This window comes from Mycolicibacterium parafortuitum (assembly GCF_010725485.1).
Taxonomy (GTDB): Bacteria; Actinomycetota; Actinomycetes; order Mycobacteriales; family Mycobacteriaceae; genus Mycobacterium.
In genome coordinates this window covers 819,987-832,769 of the sequence record NZ_AP022598.1, presented here as the reverse complement: position 1 = coordinate 832,769, position 12,783 = coordinate 819,987, and the positions used below count along the sequence as shown (strand labels likewise).

Sequence of the window (12,783 nt, the reverse complement as noted above, 5' to 3'; positions counted from 1 at the left end):
GGGTGACGAAGAGCTAGAAGACGACATACACCTTTCGCAGTGTCTCGTGGATGACCCAGGTGCCGGACCATCCCAGCGGAAACACCGCGACATCACCGGCTTTCACCTCCAGCGGCTCACCGCCGTCCGGGGTGACGGTCATCCTGCCGGAAAGCACGTAGATGACCTCGTGCTCGTCCTGGCGCCAGTACGACGGACCCGGGGTCACCTGCCAGATCCCGGCCGACTTCGCGCCGTCGACCCACAACTCCAGGCCGTGCACCGTCATGGCATCGCCGGTGGCCTCCTTCAGTGGCCCCCAGTCCTCCAGTTCGGCCTCGGCGGCGCCGGGCAGCAGAGTGGTGAGCACGGCAGGGGTCATCATCGAAAAATATCCTCTCGTAGAAGGTGTTCGGAGCAAGTGCACCAGCGCGTCATCGTGGCGAGGCAGCTGCTGAATCGCGGTCCGTCGGCTCTTCTCGACCCGGCCGGAAGCCCAACAGCCGCATACCGTGGTAGATCACCAGCGCGGCGATCGAGCCCAGCGCGATCCCGGTGAAGGTCAGATCGCCCGCGCTCCAGGTGAAGTCGGCGATGCCGATGATCAGCGGGATCGCCGCGGTCATCTGGTTGACGGGCTTGGCGAAGTCGACGTGGTTGGTCAGCCAGATCCGGATCCCGATGATGCCGACCAGACCGTAGAGCACCACCGTCGCACCGCCGAGCACCCCCGCGGGAACCGCGGCGATCACCGCGCCGACCTTGGGGCACAATGACAGCAGCACCGCGACGAACGCGGCGATCCAGTACGGGGCAGTCGAATACACCCGCGTCGCGGCCATCACGCCGATGTTCTCGGCGTACGTCGTCGTCGCCGAGCCGCCCCCAAACCCGGCCAGCGTCGTCGCCACGCCGTCGGCCGCCAATGCGCGGCCCGTCAGCGGATCCATATCGCGTTTGGTCATCTGGCCCACGGACTTCACGTGGCCGATGTTCTCCGCGACGAGCGCGATCACCGCGGGCAGGAACAACGGGAGCACCGACAGCGAGAACGTCGGAGTGTGGAACTCGGGCAGCCCGATCCACGCCGCGGCCTTGATGCCCGAGGTGTCGACCTCGCCCATGAACAGCGCCAGCAGATAGCCGGCCGCGACGGCGAGGAAGATCGCCAACCGCCCGACCAGTCCCCGAAACGCGGCGAGCACCGCGACCAGCAGCACCAGCGTCACGAACCCGATCAGCGGGCCCTGCTCGAAGTTGTTCTTCGCCGCGGGCGCCAGGTTGAACCCGATCAGCGCCACGATCGCGCCGGTCACCACCGGCGGCAGCGTGATGTCGATCCAGCGGGTGCCCGCCACGTGCACGACGGCGCCGATCAGGATCAGCAGCACGCCGACCGCGATGATCCCGCCGAGCGCGCTGCCCATGCCGTTCGAAGCCGTCGCCGCGGTGACCGGCGCGATCACCGAGAAGCTGGAGCCCAGGTAGCTGGGCAGCCGGTTGCCGGTGATCAGCAGGAACGCGATGGTGCCGATACCGGAGAACAGCAGCGTGGTGGCGGGCGGGAAGCCGGTGAGCACCGGGACCAGGAACGTCGCGCCGAACATCGCGACCACGTGCTGGGCGCCGAGGCCGATCGTGCTCGGCCAGCTCAGCCGCTCGTCGGGGGCGACGACGAAATCTGGATCGGACTTCGAATCAACACGGTTCCAGGTGAGGGCCACGGGAGAACTACACACCACGGCGCGCGGCGCCGCCAGTCCACCCGCGCACCGCGTAGGCGAGCATGCCGAGCACCACCACCACCGCCCCGGCGGCCACCGCCACCGGCGGCAGGGTGAACGCGAGCACCAGGCAACCGGCAAGGCCGACGGCGGGCACCAGCCGCGCGCCGAACGTGGCGGTCAACGTCCAGGCCGACGCGTTCGCGACCGCGTAGTACAGCAGCACCCCGAACGACGAGAACCCGATCGCGCCGCGGACATCCGCGACGGCCGCCACGACCGCGACCACGACGCCGACGGTCAGCTCTGCCCGCTGCGGTGTCCCGTGCCGCGGATGGACGCCGGCAAGGACGTGCGGAAGATGGCGGTCGCGGGCCATCGCCAGCGTCGTCCGCGACACCCCCAGCAGCAGCGCCAGCAGGGCGCCCAGCGCGGCCAGTGCCGCCGCGGCGGCGACCACCGGCGTGACCGCGGGGAACCCGGCGGCGCGCACCGCATCCGAGAGCGGGGCCCGCGACGACGCCAGCCCCGAGGCGCCGAGCTGGGCCAGCACCGCCACCGCGACCACCGCGTACACCGCCAGCGCGATCGCCAGTGCCAGCGCGACCGCCCGCGGGATCGTGCGCGCCGGGTCGCGCACCTCCTCACCCAGCGTCGCGATCCGCGCGTAGCCGGCGAACGCGAAGAACAGCAGCCCGGCGGCCTGCAGCACGCCGTACGCGGTGACGTCCGCGCCGAGCGCCAGCCGCGACGCGTCGGCGCCGCCGAATCCGAGGATCAGCACCACCACCGTCGCGAGCACGCCCAGCACCACCGCGACGATGACCCGGGTCAGCGTCGCCGAGCGCTGCACGCCGGCACAGCTCACGGCGGTCAGCGCGACGACGCACCCGACGGCCACCGCATGGGCGTGGTCCGGCCACACGTAGTAACCGATAGTCAGCGCCATCGCCGCACACGACGCGGTCTTGCCGACGACGAAGCTCCAGCCCGCGGTGTGCCCCCAGAACGGCCCGAGGCGTTCGCGGCCGTACACATAGGTGCCGCCGGACTGCGGATAGCGCGCCGCCAGCCGGGCCGAGGACATCGCATTGCACACCGCGACCACCGCGGCCAGGCCCAGCGCGATCAGCAGGCCGCTGCCCGCGGCCGCCGCGGCGGGGGCGAGCGCGACGAAGATCCCCGCCCCGACCATCGACCCGAGGCCGAGGGTGACGGTGTCGAACATGCCCAGTCTTCGGTGCAGTACCGGCTCGTCGGCCGCGGTCACGGGCCCACGATATCGTGTGCAGGTGAGGCGATCCGCCGACGAGATCGGCATCAGACGTCGGCCTAAGGACCGGAAAGCGCAGATTGCGCGTGCGTCGGCCGAGGCGTTCAGCGAGCTGGGCTACAACGGCGTGAGCATGGAGCTGATCGCGTCGCGGGTGGGCATCTCCGCGCCCGCCCTCTACCGCCATTACGCGGGCAAGTACGAACTGTTCCGCGGTGCGGTGCTCAACCTGGGCCGGCAACTGGTCGAGGGCACCGCCGACATCGCCGGCGACGATCCGCAGACCGTCCTCGACGGGCTGGTCGCGGCGCTGACCGACATCGCGCTGGCGAACCGCAGTTCCGGTGGGCTGTACCGATGGGAAGGCAGGTACCTGCGTGGCGACGATCACGAGGCGCTGCTCGATCAGGCGCGCACCGTGCACCGCCGCATCCGCGGCCCGCTGTCGATGCTGCGGCCCGAACTGACCCACCCGCAACTGGTCACGCTGACGACCGCTGTGCTGTCGGTGGTCGGCAGCATCGTCGATCACCGGGCCAAACTCCCCGCCGCACAGGTGCATCGGGTGATGCAGCAGATCTGCCGGGCCGTCGTCGCCGTCGAGCTACCCACGGATGTGGCGGACGCACCGGTGCCGCAGGACCCGGTCCGCCTCACCGTCGAGACGTCGAAATACGAAGCGCTGCTGACCGAATCGATCCGTCTGTTCGCGCACAACGGCTACCGCGACACCAGCATGGAGCAGATCGCGTCGGCGGTCGGGATTCCGGCATCCGGGATCTACAAGTACTTCTCGGGCAAGAGCGACATCCTGGCCGCGATCTTCCGTCGCGCGTCCGACCGGATGTCGGCCGCCCTCGCGGCGATCATCGCGTCGGTTCCTGACCCCGCGGACGCGTTGGCCGCGGTGACCGACGCCTACATCGCCCGCGCTTTCGATCAGCCCGAGCTCGAACGGGTCTACTACAGCGAACGGCTCAACATGACGCCCGCCGACCAGCGGATCATCAGGGGCCTGCAACGCGCCACGCTCGAATCATGGGTCGAACTCGTGGTCGCGGTTCGCCCGGAGTGGACGCCGGCCGAGGGGCGCTTCGCGGTGTACGCCGCGTCGTCGCTGGTGATCGATCTCGGACGACTCGTCGGCGACTCGCGAACCGACGAGGCCCGCCAGATCGTGCAGCGCCTGATGGATGCGGTGTTGCTCGGCGGCTACCGGTTACGGGCGACGTTGCCCAGCATGTAGACCCCGTACGCGGCCAAGCCGATCAGCGCCCACTTGCGGGTCTTCGGCGACGCGATGCCGAGGCCGACCGCGGTCTCGATGGCGCCGTCGATGTACACGTGCTGCCGGGTGTTGGTCGGGAACGCCGACTTGGTCAGATCGTCGTAGATCTGGGGAGCGACGAAGTGGGACAGGCCGGTTCCGGCGAGGGCCAGGCCTGCGACGGTGGCTGCACGTGAATTCTCTTTGGGCACAGGCGGATCTTAGACGAAGGAGTAGTCGCTGAGCGGGAAAGTCGATGCTTCGGTGATGGCGTCCTGCGTCGACATCGGCCGCAGCAGGCTCGGTTCGCCGTGCGGGTTGAAGTAGTAGGACCGCGAGGACGCGCAGTTGCCGAGGGTCCAGAGTGAGTCGCCGAGGAGTTCGGTCATCCGGTCGAGGTAGGCGGTGTTGGCCTGCTCGGTGACCTCGAACGTGGTGGCGCCGCGGTGCCGGAGCTCACCGAAAAGCCGGTCCATCAGCCGCATCTGGTACTCCATGGTGTTGAAGAAGTTCAACCCCAGGAACGCATACGGGCTGGCCAGGCTCAGATAGTTCGGGAAGCAGGGCATCGACACACCCTGGTATGCCTGGAACCTGTTCTCCCGCCACCACTTTCCGAGGTTACGGCCGTCGCGTCCGATCACCTCGATGGCTGGGAAGTTGGCCTCCCACAGGTCGAAACCGGTGGCCAGCACCAGGGTGTCGATCACGGTCTTGGTGCCGTCGGCGTTGACGATGCCGTCGGAGGTGACGTGGTCGATGCCGTCGCTCTGTAGGTGCACGTGCGGTTTGGTGAACGTGCGGAAGTAGCTGTTGGAGAACGTCGGTCGCTTGCAGCCGATGTCGTAGTCCGGTGTCAGGCGGCGGCGCAGGTCCTTGTCGCGGACCTGGATGAACTGGTTGATCTTGCACAGGTCCATCGCGGAGATGTTCAGCCGGCGGAAGAACGGGACGCGGTAGTGCACCACGCCGACGTTGATCATCGTCTCGTAGATGTTGTCGGTGATCGCACGGATGACGCGCTGAGTCCACGGCATCCGGGCGAACAGTCGCTTGGTGCGCTCGGAGATGCGGAAGTCGAGCTTGGGCGCGACCCAGATCGGGGTGCGCTGGTAGACCGTGAGCTCACCCGCCGTCTTGGCCAATTCGGGGATCAGCTGCACCGCGGTCGCGCCGGTGCCGATGACGGCGATCCGCTCGCCGGCGGGGTCGTAGGAGTCGTCCCAGGCGGTGGTGTGGATGACCCGGCCCGCGAACTCGGTGATGCCCGGGATCTCGGGCATCCGCGGCTGGGACAGGAACCCGGTGGCGGTCACCAGGTACCGGGCCGACAGCGTTGTGCCGTCGGCGAGGCCGACCTGCCACAGCTTGGCTTCGTCGTCCCAGCGCGCGCCCTCGACGGTCACGCCGAAGCGGATGTGGCGGCGCACGCCGTACTTGTCGGCGACGTCATCGCAATACTGCTTGATCTCGTCTCCGGTGGCGAACAGCCGCGACCAGTTCGGGTTGGGCTCGAAGAAGTACGAGTAGGTGGTGGTCGGCACGTCGACCGCCAGCCCGGGGTAGTGGTTGACGTGCCACGTGCCACCGAGATCGTCCTCGCGGTCCAGGATGACGAAGTCGTCGATCCCCATCCGCTTGAATTGGATCGCCGCGCCGATTCCCGCGAATCCTGCACCCACGATGACCGCGTCGAACCGCTCCGAAGTCATGCGCAAACGGTACCCGAGGTACCGGTAGTTGCCGGAATCGCGAGGTCAGCCCCGGATCGAGCCGGTGCGCGGCGGATCCAGGGTGGCGATGCAGGTCACGGCGCGATCGCCGTTGTCCCAGGTCTCCCTCGTCGGGTAGAGCACGTAGAGCTGCACGGAGTCGTCGAACATCGACTGCGGCGAGTACGACACCAGCTCCGGGCTGCACCGCTCGTGGTAGGCCTCGACCACCTCCTGGCCGGGGAAGTCGCCGCCCGGCATGGTCAGCACGGCGAACACCTCGCCGGCGTGCGGCTCATCGCAGCTGATCGTCTTGACCGTCAGCACGCGTTCGCCGTCGGGGATCTCGGCGAGGCAGTCGCCGACCTCGACGTCGGTCGCGGTGACCCGGTCGCTGTTGACGACAGCGACCACGAAGATCAGCAACCCGACCGTCCACAGCGCCGACAGCACGATCGCTCCGAGCGCCATGTTGCGGCCGCTGCCGTACTCCTTCGCCTTGATCAGGCCGACGACGCCGCAGACGAAACCCACCACGACCCCGCCGATGGCGCCGAAGATCAGCCCGACGACGGCCCACCAGTTGGTCCGCCGCGCCGGGGTGTAGGGATGCTGCCCAGGATCGTCGGGGTAGGGCAGCGGTGGCGGCGGCGGATAGGGGTGGCCATATGCGGGTTGACCGGGGCCGGGCTGACCGTACTGAGGCTGCCCCCACTGGGGCTGCCCGTAAGGCGGCTCAGGCGGCCCAGGCGGCCCCGGCGGTGGCGGTACGGTCACGTTGCGACAGTAGCTCAGCCGAGACGGCGGAGTGCTGCCTCGACGGCGAGCGCGGGCACATCGAGCTTCTTGGATGCGAGGTCGTGCCGTGCACCGGTCACCTCGACGATTTCGGTGGGCGCGCCGACCAGCGCGACCGCGGCCCGGATCTCCTCGGGCGTGCCGAACGGGTCCGCGGTGCCATGGGTGAACACCGTCGGCACCGTGATCCGGGGCAGGTGTTCGGTGCGGGCGCGTTCCGGCTTGCCGGGTGGGTGCAGCGGATAGGAGAACAGCGTCAGTACGTCGAGCTCGAGCCCGTCGGCGACGGCCATCGACGTCAGCCGTCCCCCGTAGGAGTGGCCGCCGGCGATGACGGGTCCGTCGACGAGGTCGCGCACCGTGCTGACCGCCTCGACGATGCCGGCCATGTCCGTCGCCGCGGAGTTCGACGGCGGACCCTTCGGCTTGCGCCTGCGGTAGGGCAGGTTGTAGCGCACGGCGAGCCAGCCGCGGCGGGCCCATTCGTCGCACAGCGCGACCAGCATCGGGGATTCGCGGCTGCCGCCGGCGCCGTGGGTCAGCGCGACGACACCGCGCGGGGCCGCGTCGGGGTGGTGCAGGACGCCCGCGATCTCGGGAATCTCCGGGAGGGTCATGACGGCAACCGGAACATCGCCGACACCGGCCCGTGCCCCTGACCCAGCGGATAGGCGGCGCGCAGGCATTCGGTGACCCAGCGTTTGGCGAAGCCGACAGCATCGGGCATCGAGTAGCCGTGCGCGAGTGCGCTCGCGGTCGCGGCGGCCAGGGTGTCACCGGCGCCGTGGTCGTGGACGGTGTCGATGCGGGTGGTGTCGAACCGGTGGAACTCGGTGCCGTCGAACAGCAGATCGGGGCTCTGCGCCGACCTGCGCAGGTGTCCGCCCTTGACCAGCGACCATTTCGGGCCGAGCGCGTGCAGCGCGCGGGCGGCCTCGCGCTGGGATTCCTCGTCCACGACGTCGATACCGACGAGCAACTTGACCTCGTCGAGGTTGGGGGTGACGAGGGTGGCCAGCGGGAACAGCTTCTCCTTCAGCGCCGCGAGCGCATCGGGGTGCAGCAGCGGGTCGCCGTGCATGGACGCGCACACCGGGTCCACGATCAGCGGCACCGCGCCGTCGAGGCCCTGGCCGACCCAGACGTCGGCGATGGTCTCGATGATTGCCGAGGACGCGAGCATGCCGGTCTTGGCGGCGTGGATGCCGATGTCGGAGGCGACGGCCTCGATCTGGCCCCCGACGACGTCGACCGGCATCTCGTGAAAGCCCTTGACGCCCATGGAGTTCTGCACGGTGACGGCGGTGACCGCGACGAGGCTGTGGATACCGAGCAGCGCGAAGGTGCGCATGTCGGCCTGGATCCCCGCGCCGCCGCCGGAGTCGGATCCGGCGATGGTCAGCACCCGCAGCGGGGTCTGGCCGGTCAGGCTCAACGGCAGATACATGCCTTCGGTCATCTCTCGTTCTCCCTACGCCGGCATTACCCGGTCAGGTTCGTACGGTCGACGGGCCTACCCGTCCTCTCAGCGCGCTCGGCACGCGCTCCCGTGTGGTCGGGTAGCCACGCTAGCGCAGCGCCGGAGCCCGCGAAATCCCGAATTGCGACCCAATGATTTGCATAGCTAATATATGTTTTTCTATGGGTGAGGTGAATGCGATGACGGAAACCCGGACCGGCACGAAGGCCGCCGGTGCCAAAGCCACGGCACGGCGCCGTTTCGATGCCGACCACCCGCACTACAAGTGGATCGTCCTGTCGAATACGACGCTGGGAACGCTGCTTGCGACGGTGAACGCGTCGATCGTGTTGATCTCGTTGCCCGCCATCTTCCGCGGTATCGGCCTCAATCCGCTGTCGGCGTCGAACATCAGCTACCTGCTGTGGATGCTGATGGGGTACCTGGTGGTGACGGCGGTGCTGGTGGTGCCGTTCGGCCGTCTCGGGGACATGTTCGGCCGGGTCCGCATCTACAACATCGGCTTCGCGGTGTTCACCGTGGCGGCGATCGCGCTGTCGTTCGACCCGTTTCATCTCGACGGCGGCGCGATCTGGTTGATCGCGTGGCGGGTCGTGCAGGGCTTCGGTGGCGCGATGCTGATGGCGTCGTCGTCGGCGATCCTGACCGACGCGTTCCCCGCGAACCAGCGCGGAATGGCTCTGGGCGTCAACATGGTTGCGGCGGTGGCTGGTTCGTTCCTCGGGTTGCTGATCGGCGGCGTGCTGTCGGAATGGCACTGGCAGGCGATCTTCTGGGTCGGGGTGCCGATCGGGCTGGCGGGCACCATCTGGAGCATGCGCTCGCTGCGCGAGATCGGGGTGCGCACGCCGGGCAGGCTGGACTGGGCGGGCACGCTGACCTTCGGGATCGGTTTGACCGTCCTGCTGATCGGGATCACCTACGGCATCCAGCCCTACCGGGAGTCGACCACCGGCTGGACCAATCCGTGGGTGGTCGGTGCGATCGCCGCCGGGTTCGCGTTGCTGGTGGTGTTCTGTGTCGTCGAACTGCGTGTCGCGCAACCGATGGTGAACATGCGGTTGTTCCGGTCGACGGCGTTCGGTATGGGCAACTTCGCGGGGCTGATGTCGTCGATGGGACGCGGTGGCCTGCAGTTCATGCTGATCATCTGGCTGCAGGGGATCTGGCTTCCGCTGCGCGGCTACGACTTCGAGGCGACGCCGCTGTGGTCGGCGATCTACATGCTGCCGATCACGATAGGCTTCCTGCTCGCCGGGCCGGTCGCCGGCTGGCTGTCGGACCGCTACGGCGCGCGGCCGCTGACGGTGGGCGGGATGGCGTTGATGGCCGCGTCGTTCATCGCGCTCGTGTTGATCCCGGTGGACTTCGACTACTGGATCTTCGCGCTGCTGATCTTTCTGAACGGCGTCGGAGGCGGCATCTTCACCGCGCCGAACACCGCGGCGATCATGTCGAGTGTGCCGGCGTCGGAGCGGGGCGCCGCGTCCGGGGTGCGCGCGACGTTCTTCAACGCGGGCTCGTCGCTGTCGATCGGCATCTTCTTCTCGCTGATGATCGTCGGTCTGGCCAACACGTTGCCGACAGCGTTGAGCACTGGTCTTCAGGCGCAGGGTGTTTCGGCTGATGTCGCGCGCCAGGTCGCGGACCTGCCGCCGGTCGGGAGCTTGTTCGCGGCGTTCCTGGGTTACAACCCGATCGCCGAACTGCTGGAGCCGTATCACGCGCTGCAGCAACCCGGCGTCAACGCCGAGGTGCTGACCGGGCAGACGTTCTTCCCCAATCTCATCACCGAGCCCTTCCACTCCGGTCTGGTCGTGGTGTTCGTCGCCGCGGCGATCATGATGGTGCTCGGAATGGTCGCCTCGCTGTTCAATCCCGGCCGCTACTCCGAAGCGCCCGAAGACGTCTAGAACATCGCGCCGCGCACGAAGAAGCTCTCCAGTTTCCGCGTGATGATCGCCCCGGCAGGCAGACGCGCCGCGATGTCGAGGTTCTCGTCGGTGACGTCCTCGGCCCACTCCGGTGGCCACCCGCCGTCTTCGAGGCTGGTCTGAAACGCGAGAATCATTTCGTCCCTGGTCATCTCGGACTCCACCACCATGGCCGTGGTGGTGGCCCGATGTGATGCGGCGCCGGCGAATCCGCGGCCGCACCCGCACGGGCCGTCAGGATCGCGCAGGTCGCGTCCGCACGGCTCCTGGATCCACACCAGCTCCCGCTCGACGCAGTAGTGGTAATCGCCGGGGTGTGTTCCCTGTGTATGTCCGGTCGCCACAAGGATCTTCATCGTTTCCTCCTCAGAAAGGTGGTGGGTCGTTGCCGTAGTCGGGTGGGGGCGTGGGTGTGTCGAAGGTGCTGGGTCGGGCGCGGGGTGTGGATGTGGTCGTGGTTGTGCGGCCAGAACGTTCGGCCTTACGTTCGGTGTTGTTGAGTTTGCGTTCGCGGGTGATGTAGGTCGCCCGGTTGTGGGCGCGGGTGTGTCGGCGGGTGGGCATTTTGAGGTGCCGGCCGGGGGCGGCCGGTGGGTTGAGTGTGGCGGGTTGTGGGGGGGGGGTGGTGGTGCGCCAGTTGGGGAACAGCAGGGTGCTGAGAGGTTTGCTGCTGCAGCGTGTTCCGGCGGGGGTGGTGACGGTGATGGTGCCGTCGGGGTGTTGGGTGTCGGTCCAGCCGGGGAGGAAGGTCTTGACCAGGTGGTGCAGGCGGCAGTAGCACTTGGTGTTGGCGGGGTGGGTGGCTCCGATGGGCCACGGGGTGGTGTGGTCGATGTCGGAGTTTGTGGCGGGGCGGTCGCACCCGGGGAAGCGGCACGTCATGTCGCGGGTGCGGATGAAGCGGTCCAGGGCCGTTGAGGGACGGTACCGGGGCTCGGTGGTCATCGTTTCGGCGTTGATGAGGCGGATGGTCGCGCCGCGGGCGATGAGTTCGGCCAGCAGGGGTGCGGGCACGATGGTGCCGCCGGCGATGACGGCGGGAAGATCCTGCACCGGCACAGGGGGTTTCGTAGTGGGCGCGGGTTTCGGGGCCGCTTCCTCAGACTTGAGTGCGGTGTCCTCGGTGGAGTCAGCGGTGGGCTGATCCTGGACCGGCGCCGCTGTCTCCGCCTCGAATCCGGCGTGTTCGTCGCGGGTGGCCGGTGGGGTGTGGCCGTGGTAATCGGGGTCGGGTTCGGCGTGCAGGCTCTCGGGGTCGGTCAGGACGTGGATGGTGATGTGGGAGGTGTAGCCGTCGCCGGCTTTGCCGGGGCACTCGGCGTTGTCGCAGGCGCAGGCCAGCCGGTGGAATCCGGCCAGGGAGGCGCCGGCGGCATCGGCGTTGCGTTGGTCTTGGGTGCGGGGGTCATCAGGGCAGAGGTGGGCTTGCATCTCGGCTTGACGCGCGCGGGCGAGGGCTGCGTCGGGCCCGGTGAGGCGGCCGTGGACGGTGACGGTGCCGGCGGCGGGGTCGGTGCCGGAGCGGGGTTGGGTGTCGATGGTGAAGTAGCGCCCGCGCATGGCGTTGCGGGTGCGTCGCACGGCGTCGGGGTCGTGGCGGTGGATCCAGGTGTCGATCGCGGTGCTGAGTTGGTGTTGGGTCAGAGTGCCCCAGCGGTGGGCACGTTCGGCGATGGCGGTGTCGATGGCGGGCAGTGCGGCGGGAGTGACGAGGAAGGTGCGGTAGGCGATGGTGGTGATCAGGGTGGGGCTGATCTGGCCGGCGAGGTAGCGGGCGGCGGTTTGGGGGAGTCGGTCGCGGAGGGTGATGGCGAGGTCGATCATTGCCAGGGCCTTGCCGTGGCTGAGGGTCAGAGTGCAGGAGAGTTGGGCGGCGGCAGCGTCGGTGTCGTCGACGGCATCGCGTTCGCGGAGTCGGTCTGTGGTGGCGCGGCGGTGGAGTTCGGCGATGGCGGCGAGTTTCCGGGCGTCCGCGGCCGCCGACGCGGCGGCCCAGCCCGCGATGGCGGCGCAGAGTTCGGCGTCGTCGAGGGTGGCCACGATGTCGGGCCCCGGCAACGATGCATCGAACATGTGTTCGAGTGTAGTGCGGCCCGCCGACAAGTTTCATCGTCGTAGTTCTGCCACCCGACGATCATTTCCTGCCACCGGAATTATCCGGTTGAACTGCGGGTTTACCAGTGCAGATCATCAAGATCGAGCACCACCGTAAGTCGAGACCGCGCGACACGCTCCACGGCTCCGACCCACCGCCAACAGGGAAGGGCAGGAAAAGAAAATGAAGAAGTTCAACATCGCAGCCGCAGTCGTAGCAGCTCTGTCGGCCGCTGTCGTGGGGCTGGCAGCACCGGCCGCCGCGGCTCCGACGGGTTCGGACGCGCAGGCGACCATCGCTGCGCTGGAGCGCGAAGGCCATCGCGTGATCGTGCACCGGCTGTCGGACACCCCGCTCGGTGAGGCCAGCGTCGTGGGCGTCAACCGCGGCCCGGCGATCCGCGGCACCGTGCGCGACTTCCGCAACGACCGGACCTACCAGAACACGATCACCGGCTACGTGTACCACGTCAACGTCCGCTGACCGGCGACACGTGACGAAAGGGGCGTCCTTCGGGGCGC

13 protein-coding genes and 1 riboswitch are annotated in these 12,783 nt (G+C 68.4%); of the genes, 3 read left to right on the top strand and 10 right to left on the bottom strand.

Annotated elements, in window-relative coordinates; all coding sequences use genetic code 11:
- Positions 1-13: 13 nt before the first annotated feature.
- Genes NTM_RS03890 through NTM_RS03880 form a run of 3 tightly spaced genes read right to left on the bottom strand, consistent with a single transcriptional unit; the run spans position 14 to position 2,931 of the window.
- Positions 14-361 (bottom strand): cupin domain-containing protein, encoded by a 348-nt coding sequence (locus tag NTM_RS03890; protein WP_163765517.1) that lies wholly within the window; start codon positions 359-361, stop codon positions 14-16.
- A gap of 52 nt (positions 362-413) precedes the next feature.
- Entirely contained in the window at positions 414-1,703 is a 1,290-nt protein-coding gene (locus NTM_RS03885) for a uracil-xanthine permease family protein (protein WP_232079611.1), read from the bottom strand.
- A gap of 7 nt (positions 1,704-1,710) precedes the next feature.
- Entirely contained in the window at positions 1,711-2,931 is a 1,221-nt protein-coding gene (locus NTM_RS03880; RefSeq protein WP_232079889.1) for an APC family permease, read from the bottom strand.
- A gap of 58 nt (positions 2,932-2,989) precedes the next feature.
- On the opposite strand from NTM_RS03880, the gene NTM_RS03875 reads away from it, so the two are divergent.
- The gene (locus NTM_RS03875) at positions 2,990-4,222 is read left to right on the top strand and encodes a TetR/AcrR family transcriptional regulator (RefSeq protein ID WP_435405023.1); all 1,233 of its coding nucleotides are present in this window, start codon (positions 2,990-2,992) and stop codon (positions 4,220-4,222) included.
- Here NTM_RS03875 and NTM_RS03870 read toward each other — a convergent pair.
- The 5 genes from NTM_RS03870 to thiD are packed head-to-tail and all read right to left on the bottom strand — an operon-like array spanning position 4,189 to position 8,212.
- Positions 4,189-4,455: a DoxX-related protein gene (locus NTM_RS03870; protein WP_104861759.1), complete on the bottom strand. Its 267-nt coding sequence runs from the start codon at positions 4,453-4,455 to the stop codon at positions 4,189-4,191. The two genes, NTM_RS03875 and NTM_RS03870, sit on opposite strands and share 34 nt — an antisense overlap.
- A 9-nt stretch (positions 4,456-4,464) precedes the next feature.
- Entirely contained in the window at positions 4,465-5,955 is a 1,491-nt protein-coding gene (locus NTM_RS03865) for a flavin-containing monooxygenase (RefSeq protein ID WP_163765515.1), read from the bottom strand.
- Positions 5,956-6,000: 45 nt separating this feature from the next.
- Complete coding sequence (locus NTM_RS03860; protein WP_163765514.1) at positions 6,001-6,732, bottom strand: septum formation family protein; 732 nt, start codon at positions 6,730-6,732, stop codon at positions 6,001-6,003.
- 14 nt (positions 6,733-6,746) lie between these two features.
- Positions 6,747-7,370 (bottom strand): alpha/beta hydrolase family protein, encoded by a 624-nt coding sequence (locus NTM_RS03855; protein ID WP_163765513.1) that lies wholly within the window; start codon positions 7,368-7,370, stop codon positions 6,747-6,749.
- Positions 7,367-8,212, bottom strand: coding sequence for a bifunctional hydroxymethylpyrimidine kinase/phosphomethylpyrimidine kinase (thiD, locus tag NTM_RS03850; protein ID WP_163765512.1), 846 nt, complete (start codon positions 8,210-8,212; stop codon positions 7,367-7,369). Before thiD ends, NTM_RS03855 begins: the two co-directional genes overlap by 4 nt.
- A gap of 8 nt (positions 8,213-8,220) precedes the next feature.
- Positions 8,221-8,305: riboswitch (TPP riboswitch) on the bottom strand.
- 107 nt (positions 8,306-8,412) lie between these two features.
- Between thiD and NTM_RS03845 the strand changes: the two genes are divergently transcribed.
- Positions 8,413-10,146 carry an MFS transporter gene (locus tag NTM_RS03845; protein ID WP_163765511.1) on the top strand — a complete coding sequence of 578 codons (1,734 nt, stop codon included), beginning with the start codon at positions 8,413-8,415 and terminating at the stop codon, positions 10,144-10,146.
- Here NTM_RS03845 and NTM_RS03840 read toward each other — a convergent pair.
- Complete coding sequence (locus tag NTM_RS03840; RefSeq protein ID WP_163765510.1) at positions 10,143-10,523, bottom strand: DUF7715 family protein; 381 nt, start codon at positions 10,521-10,523, stop codon at positions 10,143-10,145. The genes NTM_RS03845 and NTM_RS03840 overlap by 4 nt on opposite strands.
- A 10-nt stretch (positions 10,524-10,533) precedes the next feature.
- Positions 10,534-12,240, bottom strand: coding sequence for an HNH endonuclease signature motif containing protein (locus tag NTM_RS03835; protein WP_163765509.1), 1,707 nt, complete (start codon positions 12,238-12,240; stop codon positions 10,534-10,536).
- A gap of 205 nt (positions 12,241-12,445) precedes the next feature.
- Here NTM_RS03835 and NTM_RS03830 point away from each other — a divergent pair, with 205 nt between their 5' ends.
- Positions 12,446-12,745 carry a hypothetical protein gene (locus tag NTM_RS03830; RefSeq protein ID WP_104861766.1) on the top strand — a complete coding sequence of 100 codons (300 nt, stop codon included), beginning with the start codon at positions 12,446-12,448 and terminating at the stop codon, positions 12,743-12,745.
- Positions 12,746-12,783: the final 38 nt, after the last annotated feature.